Here is a 17411-nt window from a genome sequence, read left to right on the forward strand (position 1 = left end):
CCCGCTGCTCGAAATCGCGACAGGCATTGCAGCTGCTCAATGAGCGCGGCATCACGCCGACCATCCTGCTCTATCTGGAAAATCCACCCGATCTCCCTACGCTGCGCCGCCTGCTCCAGCAACTGAATCTGCCGGCCCGTGCACTGCTGCGCAGCGGCGAGGCAGAGTACCGGGCCCTCGGGCTCGACGACCCGGCCTGCGATGAAGAGACGATCATTGCCGCCATGGCGGCAACGCCGAAACTGATCGAACGGCCGATCCTGGTGGTGGACAGTCGCGCAGTGATTGGCCGCCCCGCCGAAAAAGTACTGGAGCTGCTCTGAGCCATGGTCACCTCTGCCAATCCCTACGTGCTGGTGCTCTACTACAGCCGCCATGGCGCAACCCGCAACATGGCCCTGCAGATCGCCCGCGGTGTCGAACAGGTGGAGGGCATCGAAGCCCGCCTCCGCACGGTGCCGGCGGTGTCACCGGTCAATCAGGCAGTGGAGCCGGCCATTCCTGACGAAGGGGCCATCTACTGCGAAGAGGCCGACCTGCGTGACTGCGCCGCCCTGGCACTCGGCAGTCCGACCCGCTTCGGCAACATGGCCGCGCCACTCAAATATTTTCTCGACGGCACCGGCGCGCTGTGGGGCTCGGCCACACTCGCCGACAGGCCGGCCGGGGTCTTCACTTCCACCTCGAGCCTGCATGGTGGACAGGAGAGCACACTGCTGTCGATGATGCTGCCACTGCTGCACCACGGCATGATTCTGACCGGCATTCCCTACCGCGAGGCTGCCCTGCATCGCACTCGCAGCGGCGGCACGCCTTATGGCCCCAGCCACCACGCCGGCGATGGTCAGGCGGCGCTGTCCGAAGATGAAAAGGTGCTCTGTCAGGCATTTGGCAAACGGTTGGCCAGCCTGGCGCTCACCCTGCACCACGCGCGGCGCGGCGCACACTGAATGGCCGCACCACCCCTTTCCAGGACTGCAGGTTGCGGCAACCGCTCACGAATCGCGCAACAGACCGCCCTGTGCTGCCTGCTGGCACTGCTCGCACTCTTTGCATTGCAGACCCTCTGGCTCGATCCGCCCACCGCCCTGCCCCCCGCAGTGGCACTGGCGATTCAAGCCTTGCCGCTGCTGGCCTTTCTACCCAGTGCCATCAAGGGTTCACCACGCAGCATGGTCTGGCTCTGCTTTGTGCTGCTGCTCTATTTCATCGTGGCCGTGCCCCACCTCTTTTTGCCGGCAATGCTGCTGTTCGGCATCCTCGAAGTGACGCTGATCACGCTGCTGTTTGTGGCGGCCATGCTCTTTGTGCGCTGGCACAGGCACGAGCGTACCGCAGCGGACCAGGAAGATGATTAGGCAGAAAAAAGCGGCGACCGGAGGGTCACCGCCCGTGGACAGAGGAGGCAGTTCAGAGATTCTTGTGGGTGCCGTCGCACAGCGCACCGGCGGCTGAGCGCTTGCAACCGCAGAAATAGACCGTCTTGCTCTCGGCAGTCTCATAGGCCAACGGCGTGAAAGGCCCCTCCTTGTGCGAACCATCGCAGAAGGGCTGCTTGGCACTCTTGCCGCAGGAGCACCAGTAGTAGGTCTTTCCTGCCTCGACCGCCACACCATAGGGCGCTTTCTGGGCAATCACTGCTTCGGACATGTCGTTCTCCTCGAGGTTGTCGTTGTCTGAAAGTTCACAATGCGCTCTTGCGCGAACCCGCCACCATGCGGTTGCCACCGCGTGACTGTGCTTCGGCCAGTGCCCGGTCAGCCCGGCCCAGTACGCTGCCGAGATCCATCTCCAGCTCTTCGAGCGTCGCCAGACCGCCACTGATGGTGAACCTGAGCGGCTCATCGATCGACTGCATCGACCGCGTCATGGCACTGCGAATCCGCTCGGCAATGGTTCTGGCGCCCGCCAATGGGGTTTCGGGGCAACAGATGCCGAACTCGCTGCCACTCATCCTTCCCAGGATGTCCACTTGACGCACTTCGGCCTGACAGATTCCGGCGCAGTGCACCAGCAGCCGATTGGCGACCTCTTCGCCTTGCCTCGCCACCCGCTCCTTGAACTGGTCGATGTCGAGCATGATCAGCGAAAAGGGCACCGAGAAGCGCAATGAGCGCGACAGTTCATTGTGCGCCAGCGAGAGGAAGTGAGCGCGGTTGAAGACGCCGGTCACCGGATCGGTCACCGCCAGCCGTACAAGCTGGGCCTGCGCCTCTTGCAGCGCCCTCTTCTGTGCCTGAAGTCGCAGCAGCAGCTCGACCCGATGCTGGAACAACGGCTGCTCCAGCGATATCTGCGCCAGATCGTCGACGCCGGAGGCGCACCAAGGCGTGGCGTCGACGCCATCGCCGATCACCGCCAGAGTGGCAGCCTGCGCATGCTCTGTCAGAAAAATCTGCAATCTGGCGGGGTCGGCAGCCCATACGATCAGCAGATCCACCTGTTGCGGCGCTGCATCCATGCTCGATCGCAACAGCCGATGATTGGCAGCATGGAGGCCACTGAGCCACGCCTGCGGCAACGGAGCCACCTCTTCGATCAGCATGATGCTTGCCATCAACCACCCCCTCTGTTGTCCTGTTCACTGTCCGTTCGTACGCTGGCTGCATCGAGCTGCTGTCGCGCCAGCAGCGGATTGGCGTACATGCGCAAGAAATGGCTGCGCTGGCCGGGTGTCAGCTTGGCGCAGCGCTGCAGAAAACCTCTTTTGTCTTCCGCCGACTCATCGGGCCGCTGCAAGTCATGCGAAGCAGGCAGGTCGGTTGCCCCCTCCGCCTGCAATTCGCGCCAGGCAATCCAGCTTGGCGGAAAGAGCGCGTAGTTGGCGATGATCTGCCGATCTATCGCCGTCGCCACCTGATCAGGATCGCTGAACGTCCCACTCAGTGGTTTGCCGAAGACCAGCCGAATGCGCCCCTTTTGCCCCTGGACGCCCGCGGCGATGCTGGTCAGATCCTCGAACGGCGCCTTTTCGTACCGGCCCAGGCGCGCAATCTGGTCGAGTTCCACCGCCTTGCGCTCATCGCAGGGGTCATACTCGTAAGAGATCGCCACTGGGATCAGATTCATCCGCCGCACCGCTTCTGTCAACTCCAGGGCATCGCGTCGATAGGCCAGCAGCAGCATCTTGATCACCGCTGGATCGGTGCGGTCCATGCCATCCTTGGCCCGCCCCTCACTCTGCGCAATCCAGACATTGGCGCTGTGCTCGAGGCGGTCGCGAATGTAATCGGAGAGCAGCTGGCTGTTTCTCAGCAACTCCTTGGCGCCCTTGGCGCTGCGCTTGACGATGAAGCTCTTGTTCAGGCGCATCAGATCGGCCGCGAAGGGCTTGCTCAGCAGGTTGTCACCAATGGCGCAATGCACCGTCTGCAACCCCTGATGGTAGAGCGCATAATTGATCAGTGCCGGATCGAGCACGATGTCGCGGTGGTTGGAGATGAACAGGCAGCCCTGATCGTGCGGGATGTTTTCGACGCCGATCGCTTCAAACCCCTCGGAGGTCTGCTGGAGAACCCTGGAAAGAATCTCCTCGACCCGATCCTGCAGCCGTGCCACTGAGTCGATCCCCGCGACCTCTTTTCTGAAAGCACGTCGAACCAGCCAGCGTGTCAGCACCGGAACGAATCGGTGCAGCCGTGGCAGCATCAGGTTGCCGAACAGATCAAGGAATTCCGGATCGCGCAGCAGCCGTTCGAGAACAGGCCGTACCTCATCATCCCGATAGGGTCGAATCTGTTCAAACCGATCTTCACTCATTGCTTCTGCTCCACGGTTGGCATGATTGAGTTCCCGGGGACACCACCCTTCTTCGCCGGTCTCACGCCGCCTCCACCATCCGCGCCAGCCGCTCGCCATGCTGACGCAACTGCACCAGCACCGCCCGATCGCGTTCCGAACGGATCTCGCCACTGACCGCAAGCTGATCGATCTGCGCAAAAAACTGGGCCAGCGTGAGCAGACCCGGGCCGCCCTCCAGCAGCCGCTGACGCCGCCACTGCTGCCAGCGCGTCTGCTCGGATTCGCTCAGAGTGTGCGGATGGTTGCGCGCCCGGTAGCGAAACAGCAGTTCGGGCAGACGCGGATCGGCAAAGCGCCCGGCATAGCTGGCCAGTCGTGTCGGCTCCTCCTGTTGCAGCTGCTGCATCAGGCGCCGGTCCGGTTCGCTCCAGAAGCTGCCGGCATAAAGCGCCTGCTCGACATCGGGTTCACCCTGTGCGGGAGGCTCGCCAAAAATCTGTTGCAGTTTGTCGGTCAGCGCGGCCACTGCCGGAAAGTTTTGCCAATGTCGTTCACAGCGGGCGCGGTCGATCTGCAACCGTTCTGCCAGTTGAGGCGTCAACAACTTCAGCGGTGCAATGGCCGGACAACGGTTGAGATGGATCAGCTTGAGCGGAATGCGCCGCTGTCCCTGCTGCTCCAACTGCTCCCGGCTGGAGAAGAGCCGCTGACGGATCTCCTCCACGCTGCACTCCAGCAGTGGCGCGGGATCTTCGCTCAGATCGAAACAGATCACCGCATTGGCATTGGTGGCGTGACGCGCCAGTGGCAGCACGATGGCGGTGTGGCCATGCGCTGCCGGAAAACGGCCAGAGACATGCAGTACGGGAGTCGGTTGGCGCAGGTCGATCAGGCGGGCCACCTCGCGCTTGTCACGCATCCGGTAGCTGTAGTCGAACAGCCGCGGCTGCCGCGCCTTGATCAGGCGGGCCACGGCAAGGGTGGCCTCGACATCGGCCAAGGCATCGTGCGCATCTGCATGGGCTATCTGGTTGGCACGGGTGAGATCTTCGAGGCGAAAGCTGGGTGTGCCATCCTCATGCAGTGGCCAGTCGATGCCGTCGGGACGCAGCGCATAGGTCATCCGCACCAGATCGATCAGATCCCAGCGACTGTTGCCCTGCTGCCATTCATGCGCATAGGGGTCGAGAAAATTTCGATAGAACAGATGGCGGGTGAAGCCATCATCGAACCGCAGGTTGTTGTAGCCGACGATGCAGCTGTTGGCACTCGCCAGTTCGCTCTGCAGAGCGCGCGCGAATCGGGCTTCGTCGACACCCAGCTCATCACAGCGCTGCGGCGTGATCCCAGTAATCAGGCAGGAGCGTGGCTGTGGCAGACAGTCATCGCTCAGTCGGCAGTGGAGCACGACCGGCTCTGCCACCGGCTGCAATGCAAGGTCGGTACGCACTGCGGCAAACTGCGCCGGCCGGTCGATGCGCATGTCGAGACCAAAAGTTTCGTAATCGTGCCACAAGAAGGTTGGAGCACTGCTGTTCATCCTGCCTCCAGAGACATCCGCTCATCCCGCTGGAACGCGGTCTTGCGACTGCCGGATGGGGTGATCGCTGCCGGATGTCGGCAGCAGCCGGGAAACTGCCTCGGCCGCCCGCTGGCTGGCGTCGCGTGCCAACTGCTGACGCACCTGCGCAAAGCTGACCAACATCGGTTCACGATCGGAATCGGACTCCAGCAGCCGCAGCAACTCCTGGCCCAACAGTTCCGGCTGCGCCGCATTCTGCAGGAATTCAGGCACGATCTGCTCATGCAGCAGCAGATTGGGCAGCCCGACATGGGGCACCTTGACCAGTTTCGAGAGGATCCAGAAACTCAATGGCGCAAGCCGGTAGGCAATCACCATCGGGCGGCCGATCAGCATCGCCTCCAGGGTCGCGGTGCCCGAAGCCACCAGCACGGCATCTGCCGCCGCCATCGCCTCGCGCGACCGTCCATCCACCAGGCTGATCGGCAGAGAGTCATCACGCTGCGCCAGAAGCTGCTCCAGTTGCGCCCGACGCGCCGTATTGGCGCATGGCAGGATGAACCGCAGTGCCGGCAATCGCCGCAGACACCAGGCGGCGGTGTCAAAGAACAGCGGCGCCAAACGGGAAACTTCGCCAGCACGACTGCCGGGCAGCAGCGCCACCAAGGGCACTTCCGCCGAGAGATCGAATGCCGCACGATGCGCTGCCGCATCGCCAAACTCTATCAGCTCATCGGCCAGGGGATGGCCAACGAATTCGACCGCCACGTCGGCCTTGCGATAAAAATCGGCCTCGAACGGAAAGAGCGTCAGCATCAGATCGACGGCCTTGCCAATCTTCTTGACCCGTCCCTGCCGCCAGGCCCACACCGAAGGACTGACATAATGGGCGGTGCGGATGCCCGCTGCGTGCAGCCGGGCCTCCAGTCCGAGGTTGAAGTCCGGGGCATCGATGCCGATGAAGAGATCCGGCGGATCGTCGATCCAGTGGCTGACCAGGCGGTGACGCAGCGCCAGCAGTTCCGGCAACCGCCCCAGCACCTCGACCAGCCCCATCACCGACAACCTTTCCATCTCGGCCAGTGGACTCAGCCCTTGGGCCAACATCCGCTCTCCGCCAATGCCTTCAAAACTGGCATGCGCAAACCGCTGCCTCAAGGCGGCCATCAACGGCCCCCCGAGCAGATCTCCCGAGACCTCTCCGGCAACCAGAGCAATACGCGGTGACATGGTCATTGAGCCTGCTGGGCTGGCACTGTCTGTTATTTTTGTCTCATGCGGCGCCGGGTGGCTTGACCGCGAATCTGCCTTGGCCGTCAGCGAACGATGCCACGCGTCGAACGGCGCAGTGATTCGAGCAGCGGCAGCAGGACCGGAGACTCATCCACCAGCACTGCGATCTGCTCGATCGCCTCGGCGGCACTGCGACCTTCGCGGTACAGGATTCGGTAGGCACGCCGAATGGTATTGATCTGCTCATCGGAGAAATTCCGCCGCCGCAACCCATCGCTGTTGATGCCATGCGCTTTGGCGCTGTTGCCATTGACCATCACATAGGCAGGAATGTCTTTCAGCACCACACTGCCAGTGCCGCAGAAGGCATGCCCGCCGATCTGGCAGAACTGATGGACCAGTGTATAGCCGCCCAGAATGGCCCAGTCGGCCACCTGCACGTGGCCACCCAGCGTGGCATTGTTGGCAAAGACCGTGTGGTCTCCAACGATGCAGTCATGCGCAATGTGCACATAGGCCATCAGCAGATTGTGGTTACCGATGCGGGTCAACGACTTGTCCTGCACCGTGCCCCGATGCAGTGTGCACCCCTCACGAATGATGTTGTGGTCACCGATCTCGAGATAGGTGGTTTCACCGTGGTATTTCTTGTCCTGGCAATCTTCGCCAATGGTGGCGAATTGATAGATTCGATTGTTGCAGCCGATCCGGGTCGAGCGCGCAATCACCACATGGGGACCGATGACCGTTCCCGCACCGATCTCGACATCCGGACCAATGATGCTCCAGGGTCCAACCACCACATCGGACGCCAGCCGTGCATCCTTGTCGATGATGGCACGCGGATCAATCACGGGTCAGCTTCCGATGCGCACAGAGGATGGTGCCTTCGCAGACCAGCTGGTCACCCACCGATGCACGGCATTCGAACTTCCAGACACCCTTTTTGCTGGAAATGACCTTGGCAAAGAGATCGAGGCGGTCTCCAGGCACGACGGGACGTTTGAAGCGAACATCGTCGATACCGGCGAAATAGTAGATCGAATCACTCGAGCTTTTCTGATTCATCGTCTTGAAGCCAAGAATCCCAGCCGCCTGCGCCAGCGCTTCGACCACCAGAACACCCGGCATCACCGGATGAGAGGCGAAGTGCCCCTCGAAAAAATGTTCGTTCACCGTGACATTCTTGTAGGCATTGATCGACTCACCAACGATCAGATCGGTGACTCGATCGACCAGCAGAAAGGGGTAGCGCTGCGGCAGGTACTCCTTGATCTCATTCACATCAATCATTGCTTCGTGGCTCTCAGGTTGAGGCAGACAGTGATTCGGTTCAGCAAGATGCTCTTCCAGCCGGCGCAGACGTCGGGCCATCTCATCGAGATGGCGAAAGCGCGCAACATTTTTTCTCCACTCCAGATTCTCGAGCATGCCGGTGCCGGATGAATAGGCACCTGACTTCGAAATGGAGCGCGTCACCATCGCCATGCCGGTCAGATGAACATCGTCCGCGATGGTGAGATGCCCACCAATGCCCACGGCACCGCCAATGGTGCAACGCCTGCCGATAACGGTACTGCCAGAGATTCCGGTTCCAGAAGCGATCGCCGTTCCCTCGCCGATCTTCACATTGTGCGCAACCTGCACCCCGTTATCGAGCTTGACCCCATTCTCGATGATGGTGTCCTCGATCGCGCCACGGTCGATGGTGGTTCCGGCCCCGATTTCGACATCATCGCCGATGATGACCGAACCGATCTGGGCAATTTTATGCCAGGCATTGTCGCTTCTGGCAAAACCGAAACCGTCGGCACCGATCACTGCCTGACTGTGGATGATCACTCCCCTGCCGAGGCGCACTCCGTGGTAGAGGACCACCTGCGGATGCAATCGACTGTGGGCCCCGATCACACAATCCTGACCCACGTAGCAACCACTGCCGACCACGGCATGCGCTTCGAGCACCGCACCGGACTCGATCACGGCAAAGGGGCCTATGCAGGCAGTCGTGGCCACATGCGCCTGTGGACTCACCTTGGCCGAGGGGTCGATGCCCATTGCCATGACGGGTGCGCTGTCAAACCAGTGAGAAACCTTGGCATAGGCAAGGTAGGGATCGGCTACCACGATATGTGGCAAGGGACATTCTTTCGCCGCTTCCGCATTCAGAATGACCGCACCCGCGTCGCTGGTGGCCAGATATTTTCGGTAACCCGGATTGGACAGAAAAGCCAATTGATCTGCCCGAGCACGCTGCAGGGTGGCCAGTCCGGTGATCTCCAACTGTGGATCACCCGACAGCACCCCGCCCAGTTGTTCGGCAATCTCGCCCAGTCGATAGCGTGGTTTTTTGACCATGCCCGGATCACTTCTGCTGATTGATCCGATCGGTCACCTTGGCGGTGATGTCCAGTGCGGAGACCGCATAAACCACGGCCTGTCGTTGCAGTACCAGATCGAACTGCTCAGCCTTGATGATCTCCGTGACCGCTTTTTCAACCTTCGGGTTCATTTTTGAAAGCAGCTCCTGCTGCTTGTCTCGTTGCGTACTTTGCAGTTTGCCGACCAGATACTTGTAGTTGACCGCTTTTTCTTCGATTTTTTCTGCCAGTTTCCGTTTTTCATCCTCTGACATGATCGGCCCGTCTTTCTGCATCCGTTCCTGAAGCTTTCTGCCCTCTTCGGAGATGCCTTTCAATTTCTCTTCATCCGGCCCGGTCTCTTTTTTGACCTGCTCGATGAATTTCTTCGCCTCGTCGGAGGAGAGCACGGCGGTTTGCACGTCAAGAACCGCAACTTTCAGCTCTGCCACTGCCGAAAACGCCAGCCCCATCAGCCCAACCATCGACCATATCTGCAATTTTTTCATGAAAAAACTCCGGTTAATTTTCGAATATTGCAAGGAATATCAAAACAGTATTCAGATCAGTTGACATAACCCAGTGAGAACTGGAAGAACAGGGTCTTGTCTCCATCACCCGGATTCAGCGCTTTGGCAATGCTGAAAGAGAGTGGTGCCAACCCGGTCACCCATGTCAATCCTACACCCGTGGCGTATCTGATCTCGGCAAAATCAAAATCGTAATCCCTATTGGTGTCGAAGACATTGCCCGCGTCGACAAAGAACGCACTGCGCACCGAGGCCTTGTCATCGACGAAAGGAAGCGGGAACAGCACCTCACTTCTGAGCGTCGTCAGCAGGTTGCCGCCAAAGGCATCTGGACTTTGATCAGGATCATTGATGTTTGGCGTGGCCTTCGGTCCCAGCGTGTTGTCCTTGTAACCTCGGACCGATCCGAGTCCACCTGCATAAAAGTGCTTGAAGAACGGGAATGAACCGTCACCATTGAAACTGTCGCCATAGCCAATGTAGCCATCCAGGTGAAATACCCAGTCATTCCTGATCGGAAAGAACCGCTCACTCTTCAACCTGAGAATGTAATAGTCAAGCGTGCTCCCCGGCGTGGTGACCTCCATCACCGCACTGGTGGCATAGCCTCTTCTGGGCAAAACACCTCCCTCAAGTGTCGACTGCCGCCAGCCGAGGGAGAACAGATAATTGTCGAAGGTATCGCCAAACTCATTCAGATAGTTGACGATCTCGTCTTCTGGATAGACCCCTTCCTTTATTTTTGTATGCTCTACATCAAACCCGAAATTCAGCCGCTGCGTGTCAGCGATTGGATAACCGAAATTGATTCCGGCCCCATAGGCGTCGGTCGAATATTTTGCAACATTGAACTCATCGAAATCCGTGGTCTGATAGAAGAACCGATAGCCGAGACTGACACCATCGACGGTAAAATAGGGGTCGGTGAACTTCAGGCTGTAGAGATCCTGATAGTCGCTTTTACTGACATTGAAACTGACATTGTTGCCCGTTCCAAGAAAATTGCTCTGCTGGACTCCAATGCCATAGACGATGCCGGAGGTCTGCCCATAACCTACGCTGGCAGTGACGGCGCCGGAGGGCTGCTCTTCGACCGTGTACTTGAGGTCGATCTTGTCGGTGGCGCCTGTTACCGGAACGGTTTCGACATCCACCTTCTTGAAGAACCCAAGGCGCTCAAGACGACTCTTGGAGTTCTCGATCTTGCGCGTGGAGGCCAGCGAACTCTCCATTTGTTGTAGTTCACGTCGCAGCACTTCGTCCTTGGTCTTGCTGTTTCCTGCGAAACTGATTCTGTTCACATAGACCAGATTGCCCGGTTCGACGTAATAGACGATATCAACCTGATTGCTTTTTGTGTCGACTTCCGGATTGCCATTCACATTGGCCGTGGTGTAGCCATCATCACCCAGTCTCTTGCGCAGCAGATCAGCCGAGGCGGTCATTTTCTGCCGTGAAAACACTTCACCGCTCTGCGTGGTGATCAGCGACCTCAACTCGGACTCCGAAACCTTCAGATCGCCTGCGAGCCTGACGTTTCGTACTTTGAATTCTGCACCTTCACGGACGTTGATGCTGACATAGACCTCTTCCTTGTCTGGCGAAACCGAAACCTGCGTCGAGTCGATCTCGAACTGAATGAAACCCCGATCGAGATAATAAGAACGCAGGCGCTCCAGATCACCCGAGAGTTTTTCTCGGGAATATTGATCGGACTTGGTGAAGAAGCTGAACAGACTGCCGGTGTCTATTTCGAACAGTTTCAACAGCTCCTTGTCGCTGAAAATTTCGTTTCCGACAATGTTGATATGTCTGACCTTGGCCACTTCACCCTCTTCAATGGCGATCTGAATGGCCACCCGGTTGCGAGCCTCTTCCGTGATTTCGCTCTTGATCTCGGCACCATAACGCCCCTCGGAAACATATTGGCGTTTCAGCTCGAGTGTCATCCGGTCGAGCACCGCACGACGAAAAACCTGACCTTCGGCAAGACCAACCCCTTTCATCGCCTTGGTCAACTGCTCGGTCTTGATGGCCTTGTTGCCACTGATCTCGATCTTGCTGATCGCTGGTCGTTCGACGACCTTGATGATCAAAACCCCCCCCTCGCGACCAATGGAGATGTCCTGGAAATAGCCTGTTTCAAACAGCTCATGGACCACCTGATCCAGTCTGCCCTGATCGATTGTCTCTCCGACATTGACCGAGAGCGCCGAAAAGACCGTCCCTGCCGACACCCGTTTGAGTCCATCGACGCGGATATCGGTGACCCGAAATGCGCTCTCGGCCGCGTGGGCGCAGAACCATGTCAGACCACCAAGCAGAACGAACAGCTTGCACAACGCTTTCATAGTGATCTATCGGATTCTAGTGGTGGCAGGATTATTGATATTGTTCGAAAAAAGATCGGCAGCCATCACAACTGCCTGAAGTCATTATATAGTGCCAGCAGCATCAGCGCAGCCAGAATCGCCAGGCCGATGCGCAGACCGATCATTTGGGCATGCTCCGAAAGCGCCTTGCCGCGAACCGCCTCGACCAGAAAATAGAGCAGATGCCCCCCATCCAGCAGAGGGATCGGCAGCAGATTGAGGATGCCAAGGCTGATGCTGAAATAGGCAATGAACCCCAGCAGGGCGGTCGCGCCCGATGCGAGCGAGCTTCCTGCCGCCTTGGCGATGGTAATCGGCCCACCGATCTGATCGACCGAAATCAGTCCCGTGACCATTTTCTGGATCGAGTCGAGCGTCAGGAGCATCATTGCGCCAACTTTTTCCGCCGCCGGCAACCATGCACTCCACCATGGGTGGCGAATTTCTCGCAACAACTCCGGCGGCCAGACAACGGGCGGTGCCCCGACCCCCAGATAGCCGATGGCTCGTCCCGCTTCATCTTTTCTTTCCTGCGGCGTCACCAGCAACTTGAGATCGACCCCTTCGCGCCTGAACAGCACCTCCATCGCCTGCCCGGGATGCTGACGCACCCGTTCGACCCACTGCTGCCAGTCGCTGATCGGTTCACCATCGACGGCGACGATCTGGTCGGCGCTACGCAATCCCGCTGCCGCAGCCGCACCGTCCGGTGCGACTTCGCCCAGCACGGCCGGGATGGCCGGACGGTAGGGTGAAATTCCCAACGCGGCAAGCGGATCGGGATCCTCTGTTCCACGCAGCCAATTGTCGAGCGGAATCCGCACCACCTCATGGATGTTCGACTTGGACGGCGTGACCGTCAGCTGCAATGTGCCACTCTCGCCCAGTCTGGAGAGCAGGCGGATGCTCACCTCCTGCCACGTCAGGGTGATGGCCTCGTCAACCGCGATGATTTCACTGCCCGACTGCACTCCTGCCCGTTCCGCCAGCGAGCCCGCCGTCACCTCACCGATCACCGGTTTGACATTTTCGACCCCGAGCACGAAAACCGCCCAATAGACCAGCCAGGCCAGCAGCAGGTTGGCGATCGGACCCGCCGCGACGATCGCGATGCGCGCGAAGACCGGCTTGCGGTTGAAGGCCAGGTGCTGCTGCGCTGGCGCGACTTCACCTTCGCGCTCATCGAGCATCTTGACGTAGCCGCCGAGCGGGATGGCGGCCAGTACGAACTCGGTGCCTGCCCGGCTCGTCCAGGCATAGAGGGGTGCGCCAAAGCCGATCGAGAAGCGCAGCACCCTGACGCCCATGCGCCGAGCAACCCAGAAATGGCCAAATTCGTGCACCGTGACGATCACGGTCAACACGATCACAAAGCCCAGCAGGGTTTCAAACATCGTCATGAATGCTTTGCACGTTGCTAAAAAAGAGAAGCATCTGTCGTCGTCGCGTCATTTCAGGCGCCGCCTCAGCCATTCGTTGGCCAGCTGGCGTGCCCGCATGTCCACTTCCAGAACCTGCTCGATGGAGTCGACTCGAAGTGGAACCAACTGCTCCAGCACCTGCTCAAGCAATGCCACCATCTCGGTAAACAGCAGTCTGCGCTGCAAAAAAGCGTCGACGGCGACCTCGTTGGCGGCATTCAGCACGGCACCCGCGCCACCGCCGGCGCGCGCCGCGGCAATCGCCAATGCCAGCGCAGGATAGCGGGCCAGATCGGGTTTGGAGAACTCCAACTGTCCGATGGCCACCAGATCGAGTGCTGGAACACCGGACACGATGCGCTCAGGCCAGGCCAGTGCATGGGCGATGGGTGTACGCATGTCGGGATTGCCGAGCTGCGCCAGCGTCGAACCGTCGACGTACTGCACCATCGAGTGAATGATGCTCTGCGGATGAATGACGATGTCGACCTGATCCGGCGTGGCATCGAACAGCCAACAGGCTTCGATCAGTTCCAGCCCCTTGTTCATCATGCTCGCCGAGTCGACCGAAATCTTGCGCCCCATCTCCCAGTTGGGATGGGCACAGGCCTGCTCCGGGGTCACCGATTGGAGTTGATCGATCGGCAGCGTCCGAAATGGCCCGCCCGAAGCGGTCAGGATGATCCGATCGATCACCCTTTCATCAAATATTTTCTTGGAACATCCCGCAATACATTGAAATATCGCGTTATGCTCACTGTCTATCGGCAACAGTTGTGCGCCGGAATCTGCCACCGCCTCCATGAAGAGCTCGCCGCTCATCACCAGACTCTCTTTGTTCGACAGCAACACTCTTTTGCCAGAACGCACGGCAGCCAGGGTCGGCAGCAATCCGGCCGCTCCGACGATGGCGGCCATGACGGTATCAACCCGACTCTCTGCGGCCACTTGGCAGAGTCCCTCTGCCCCCCACAGCACTTCGGTGGCGAGCTCCGCCGCACGCAGCCGCGAAATCAGAGCGTCGGCCAGTCTTTCATCCGCCACCACGGCATAGAGCGGATTGAATTGCCGACATTGCGCAAAGAGCAGATCGACGCGTCGGTGCGCCGTCAGCGCAAACACCTGATAGCGCTGCGGATGCAGGGCGATGACATCGAGCGTGCGGGTGCCGATCGAGCCGGTCGAGCCCAGAATGGTGATGCGTTGCATCAGCCATCCACCTGCTGGCTCGAACAGAGCATGACCCAGGCAAACCAGGGTGCGGCTGCGCAGATGCTGTCGAGGCGATCGAGCAATCCGCCATGGCCGGGCAGCAGATGGCTGCTGTCCTTCACGCCCCGGTAACGTTTCAGCATGCTGATCGACAGATCACCGACCACTGAAAACAGCATCGTCACTGCCGCGATGCCCATGGCCAGCAGGCTCCGCTGCAGCGACAGACCCTGCGCGAGTGCAATGCCAGCAGCCAGCGCCAGGGTGGCGCCCAGCCCCCCGGCAAAGCCCTCCCAGGTCTTGCCGGGGCTGACGCGCGGCGCCAGCTTGGTCTGCCCCCAGGTTCGCCCGATTGCGAATGCGCCGATGTCCGCCGCCGCGACCAGCGCGAAGAAATAGAGCAGATGCCACTCGCCATTGGGCAGTTTCTTCAATGCGGCCAAGGCCAGCCAGGTCGCCATCAACGACCACCAACCCCAGAGAGTTCGCATCAGCGGTGCCTGCCACAGCGCTGACGCTTCGGGATAGCGCACCAGCCATGGAATTGGCAACAGCCAGACGATGGCAGAAAGCGCAAGCGGCAGACGCAGCAGATCGAGATCGGTATCGATGAGCCAGTAGCTGCCGCCCACCAGCAGCAGCATGACGCCGACGCAGAGTCCGCGTACGGCAAGCCGTTCGATCGATGCAAGGTTGAAAAACTCCCAGCTTGCCGCCAGGGTGATGAGCGCAGTGATGAGGGCGAACTGCTTGAACGAGGTGGCCAGAATCAATCCGAGCAGCAGCGCCCCGAGCAGGATGCCGGTGAGGATGCGCTGCCTCAACATCCGGTCTGCTCTTGACTGGGACTCTCCTGATCACGGCGCCCGAATCGCCGCTCACGCTCCATGTAGCTGTCGATCGCCCGCGCCAGCTCCTCTTTCTGGAAATCGGGCCAGAAGGCTTCGCTGAAGTAGAATTCGCTGTAGGCCGCCTGCCACAGCAGGAAGTTGCTGATGCGGTATTCGCCCGCTGTGCGGATGTACAGATCGGGCGGTGGCAGATCGGCCAGGCAGACATAACGCTGCACGGTCTCTTCATCGATCCGTGCCGGATCGATCAGCCCAGCCATGGCATCCATGGCGATGCGGCGCGCGGCCTGGACCATGTCCCAGCGCCCGCCGTAGTCCGCGGCGATCACCAGCGTGCTCTTTGCGTTGTCTGCGGTCAGCCGCTCGGCGCGTTCGATGTGGCGCCGAATGCTCGGATGAAAACGGTCCCTGTCACCGATCACACGCAACCGGACGCCATTTTGGTGCAATCGACTGACTTCGTACTTGAGTACGGCCAGAAACAGCGCCATCAGCGCACGCACTTCACCAGCCGGGCGTTGCCAGTTCTCGGTGCTGAACGCGAAGAGTGTCAGCACCTCGATCTGCTGCTCGACACAGTACTCGACCACGGAACGCACCGATTCGATTCCGGCACGGTGGCCGGCCTTGGGTGACAGACCACGGCGTTTGGCCCACCGGCTGTTGCCATCCATGATGATGGCGATGTGCCGGGGCCGAGAGGATGGGAGGAGATCCTCACCCGAAGGCAAAACTGTTTGCGCCATCATCTTCGAGGCTGCTTCGGTCATACCGACCTGCACTATGCTTATTAGAAGGTGCCATTGTAGGGATCAATCGACACCGAACCACTCAGAAAGACGAAAAACTAAATCTCCATCAGATCGGTCTCCTTGGTGGCCAACAGTGCGTCGACCTCCTTGATGAACCGATCGGTCAATTTCTGAATCTCTTCCTCGGCACGGCGCAGGTCATCTTCCGAGATCTCCTTCTCTTTCAGCAGCTCCTTGAAATCGCCGTTGGCATCGCGCCGGATGTTGCGGATGGCCACGCGCGCCTGCTCGGCTTCGTTGCGCGCCTGACGGATGTGGTTCTTGCGCGTCTCTTCGGTCAATGCCGGCATCGGAATGCGGATCAGCTCACCCGAAGAGGTGGGGTTCAGACCCAGACCGGCACTCAGAATGGCTTTCTCGATGGCCGGCAGAATTTTCTTCTCCCACGGCGAGACGATCAGGTTTCTCGAATCGTCCACGCTGACGCTGGCAACCTGCTTGAGTGGCGTGTCGGTGCCGTAGTAGTTGACCTTGACGCCATCGAGCAGGCCTGGACTGGGCCGGCCGGTGCGGATTTTACTGAAGGCGACACCCAATGCATCCACCGCCTTGGACATGCGTTCGCTGGCGTCCTGTCTGATCTCGTTGATCACGGTCTCAACACCCCTTTTCGGATAGATCTATTCAATCTGCGTTCCTTCCGAGCCGCCAACGACAATGTTGAGCAGCGCCCCCGCTCGATCCATCCTGAATACCCGCAGCGGCATGCCATGGTCCTGACACAGGCAGATCGCGGTCAGATCCATCACTCCCAATTTGCGATCCAGCACCTCCTGGTAGGTGAGCCGGTCATACTTGATCGCGGATGAGTCGGTGAAGGGGTCGGCAGAGTAGACCCCATCCACCTTGGTCGCCTTGAGCACCAGTTCGGCATTGATCTCGATGCCGCGCAGACAGGCCGCCGAGTCGGTGGTGAAAAAGGGGTTGCCGGTGCCCGCGGCAAAGATCAGCACATCGCCCTGCTCCAGATAGCGAATCGCCTCGCGCCGGTCATAGTGTTCGACCACACCACTCATCGGGATGGCGGACATGACGCGCGAAGAGATGTCCGAGCGTTCGAGCGCATCGCGCAGCGCCAGGCTGTTCATCACCGTCGCCAGCATGCCCATGTGGTCACCGGTCACCCGGTCGAGCCCCACCTCATGCAGTTGCGCGCCACGAAACAGGTTGCCGCCGCCCACGACCAAACCGACCTGCACGCCGATGCCGACCAGCTGGCCAATCTCGAGCGCCATCCGGTCGAGCACCTTCGGGTCGATGCCGAAGCTCTGATCGCCGGTCAGCGCCTCTCCACTGAGCTTGAGCAGGATGCGCTTGTACTTGCGGTCTGTTGCTGCCATTGCGCGGGCGACCTCCG

At 59.8% G+C, this 17411-nt stretch carries 18 protein-coding genes; 3 read left to right on the forward strand and 15 right to left on the reverse strand.

Annotation, left to right across the window (positions count from 1 at the left end; genetic code table 11):
- The 3 genes from arsC to H7A13_11540 form a co-directional block, all read left to right on the forward strand.
- On the forward strand, nt 1–323 hold a 323-nt coding region (arsC, locus tag H7A13_11530; protein MCP5333965.1), incomplete at its 5' end, for an arsenate reductase (glutaredoxin).
- Nucleotides 324–326: 3 nt separating this feature from the next.
- Nucleotides 327–950 carry an NAD(P)H:quinone oxidoreductase gene (wrbA, locus tag H7A13_11535; protein ID MCP5333966.1) on the forward strand — a complete coding sequence of 208 codons (624 nt, stop codon included), beginning with the start codon at nt 327–329 and terminating at the stop codon, nt 948–950.
- Nucleotides 951–1358, forward strand: coding sequence for a DUF2069 domain-containing protein (locus H7A13_11540; GenBank protein MCP5333967.1), 408 nt, complete (start codon nt 951–953; stop codon nt 1356–1358). It begins immediately after the preceding gene.
- Nucleotides 1359–1410: 52 nt separating this feature from the next.
- Here the strand turns inward: H7A13_11540 and H7A13_11545 are convergent, their stop codons facing one another.
- From H7A13_11545 to pyrH, 15 genes are all read right to left on the reverse strand, one after another.
- Nucleotides 1411–1650, reverse strand: a complete 240-nt coding sequence (locus H7A13_11545) for a CDGSH iron-sulfur domain-containing protein (GenBank protein MCP5333968.1) — start codon at nt 1648–1650, stop codon at nt 1411–1413.
- A gap of 34 nt (nt 1651–1684) precedes the next feature.
- Nucleotides 1685–2557 carry a GGDEF domain-containing protein gene (locus H7A13_11550; GenBank protein ID MCP5333969.1) on the reverse strand — a complete coding sequence of 291 codons (873 nt, stop codon included), beginning with the start codon at nt 2555–2557 and terminating at the stop codon, nt 1685–1687.
- A complete protein-coding gene (locus H7A13_11555) occupies nt 2557–3759 on the reverse strand; it encodes a 1-acyl-sn-glycerol-3-phosphate acyltransferase (GenBank protein MCP5333970.1) in 1203 nt (400 codons plus the stop codon). The genes H7A13_11550 and H7A13_11555 overlap by 1 nt, the downstream gene beginning before the upstream one ends.
- A 61-nt stretch (nt 3760–3820) precedes the next feature.
- Nucleotides 3821–5281: an exodeoxyribonuclease I gene (sbcB, locus tag H7A13_11560; GenBank protein ID MCP5333971.1), complete on the reverse strand. Its 1461-nt coding sequence runs from the start codon at nt 5279–5281 to the stop codon at nt 3821–3823.
- 21 nt (nt 5282–5302) lie between these two features.
- Nucleotides 5303–6499, reverse strand: coding sequence for a lipid-A-disaccharide synthase (lpxB, locus tag H7A13_11565; GenBank protein ID MCP5333972.1), 1197 nt, complete (start codon nt 6497–6499; stop codon nt 5303–5305).
- An 80-nt stretch (nt 6500–6579) separates the two neighbouring features.
- Complete coding sequence (gene lpxA / locus H7A13_11570; GenBank protein ID MCP5333973.1) at nt 6580–7350, reverse strand: acyl-ACP--UDP-N-acetylglucosamine O-acyltransferase; 771 nt, start codon at nt 7348–7350, stop codon at nt 6580–6582.
- A complete protein-coding gene (lpxD, locus tag H7A13_11575; GenBank protein MCP5333974.1) occupies nt 7343–8854 on the reverse strand; it encodes a UDP-3-O-(3-hydroxymyristoyl)glucosamine N-acyltransferase in 1512 nt (503 codons plus the stop codon). The genes lpxA and lpxD overlap by 8 nt, the downstream gene beginning before the upstream one ends.
- Nucleotides 8855–8861: 7 nt before the next feature.
- Complete coding sequence (locus H7A13_11580; GenBank protein ID MCP5333975.1) at nt 8862–9365, reverse strand: OmpH family outer membrane protein; 504 nt, start codon at nt 9363–9365, stop codon at nt 8862–8864.
- Between the two features lie 56 nt (nt 9366–9421).
- On the reverse strand, nt 9422–11737 hold the full coding sequence (gene bamA, locus H7A13_11585; GenBank protein MCP5333976.1) for an outer membrane protein assembly factor BamA: 2316 nt from the start codon (nt 11735–11737) through the stop codon (nt 9422–9424).
- A 65-nt stretch (nt 11738–11802) separates the two neighbouring features.
- Nucleotides 11803–13158 carry an RIP metalloprotease RseP gene (rseP, locus tag H7A13_11590; GenBank protein MCP5333977.1) on the reverse strand — a complete coding sequence of 452 codons (1356 nt, stop codon included), beginning with the start codon at nt 13156–13158 and terminating at the stop codon, nt 11803–11805.
- Nucleotides 13159–13206: 48 nt separating this feature from the next.
- Nucleotides 13207–14388, reverse strand: coding sequence for a 1-deoxy-D-xylulose-5-phosphate reductoisomerase (locus H7A13_11595; protein MCP5333978.1), 1182 nt, complete (start codon nt 14386–14388; stop codon nt 13207–13209).
- Nucleotides 14388–15218 (reverse strand): phosphatidate cytidylyltransferase, encoded by an 831-nt coding sequence (locus tag H7A13_11600; protein ID MCP5333979.1) that lies wholly within the window; start codon nt 15216–15218, stop codon nt 14388–14390. Before H7A13_11600 ends, H7A13_11595 begins: the two co-directional genes overlap by 1 nt.
- A complete protein-coding gene (uppS, locus tag H7A13_11605; protein ID MCP5333980.1) occupies nt 15212–16012 on the reverse strand; it encodes a di-trans,poly-cis-decaprenylcistransferase in 801 nt (266 codons plus the stop codon). The genes H7A13_11600 and uppS overlap by 7 nt, the downstream gene beginning before the upstream one ends.
- Before the next feature lie 77 nt (nt 16013–16089).
- Nucleotides 16090–16647: a ribosome recycling factor gene (gene frr / locus H7A13_11610; GenBank protein ID MCP5333981.1), complete on the reverse strand. Its 558-nt coding sequence runs from the start codon at nt 16645–16647 to the stop codon at nt 16090–16092.
- Nucleotides 16648–16674: 27 nt separating this feature from the next.
- Nucleotides 16675–17394, reverse strand: coding sequence for a UMP kinase (gene pyrH, locus H7A13_11615; GenBank protein ID MCP5333982.1), 720 nt, complete (start codon nt 17392–17394; stop codon nt 16675–16677).
- Nucleotides 17395–17411: the final 17 nt, after the last annotated feature.

The sequence above is a fragment of the Pseudomonadales bacterium genome, from assembly GCA_024234215.1.
Taxonomy (GTDB): Bacteria; Pseudomonadota; Gammaproteobacteria; order Pseudomonadales; family UBA5862; genus JACKOQ01.

Bases quoted from the DNA above. Each gene is read 5' to 3' on its own strand.
- wrbA (MCP5333966.1), top strand. From the start codon at position 327: ATGGTCACCTCTGCCAATCCCTACGTGCTGGTGCTCTACTACAGCCGC.
- H7A13_11540 (MCP5333967.1), top strand. From the start codon at position 951: ATGGCCGCACCACCCCTTTCCAGGACTGCAGGTTGCGGCAACCGCTCA.
- H7A13_11545 (MCP5333968.1), bottom strand. From the start codon at position 1,650: ATGTCCGAAGCAGTGATTGCCCAGAAAGCGCCCTATGGTGTGGCGGTC.
- H7A13_11550 (MCP5333969.1), bottom strand. From the start codon at position 2,557: ATGGCAAGCATCATGCTGATCGAAGAGGTGGCTCCGTTGCCGCAGGCG.
- H7A13_11555 (MCP5333970.1), bottom strand. From the start codon at position 3,759: ATGAGTGAAGATCGGTTTGAACAGATTCGACCCTATCGGGATGATGAG.
- sbcB (MCP5333971.1), bottom strand. From the start codon at position 5,281: ATGAACAGCAGTGCTCCAACCTTCTTGTGGCACGATTACGAAACTTTT.
- lpxB (MCP5333972.1), bottom strand. From the start codon at position 6,499: ATGACCATGTCACCGCGTATTGCTCTGGTTGCCGGAGAGGTCTCGGGA.
- lpxD (MCP5333974.1), bottom strand. From the start codon at position 8,854: ATGGTCAAAAAACCACGCTATCGACTGGGCGAGATTGCCGAACAACTG.
- H7A13_11580 (MCP5333975.1), bottom strand. From the start codon at position 9,365: ATGAAAAAATTGCAGATATGGTCGATGGTTGGGCTGATGGGGCTGGCG.
- bamA (MCP5333976.1), bottom strand. From the start codon at position 11,737: ATGAAAGCGTTGTGCAAGCTGTTCGTTCTGCTTGGTGGTCTGACATGG.
- rseP (MCP5333977.1), bottom strand. From the start codon at position 13,158: ATGACGATGTTTGAAACCCTGCTGGGCTTTGTGATCGTGTTGACCGTG.
- H7A13_11595 (MCP5333978.1), bottom strand. From the start codon at position 14,388: ATGCAACGCATCACCATTCTGGGCTCGACCGGCTCGATCGGCACCCGC.
- H7A13_11600 (MCP5333979.1), bottom strand. From the start codon at position 15,218: ATGTTGAGGCAGCGCATCCTCACCGGCATCCTGCTCGGGGCGCTGCTG.
- uppS (MCP5333980.1), bottom strand. From the start codon at position 16,012: ATGACCGAAGCAGCCTCGAAGATGATGGCGCAAACAGTTTTGCCTTCG.
- pyrH (MCP5333982.1), bottom strand. From the start codon at position 17,394: ATGGCAGCAACAGACCGCAAGTACAAGCGCATCCTGCTCAAGCTCAGT.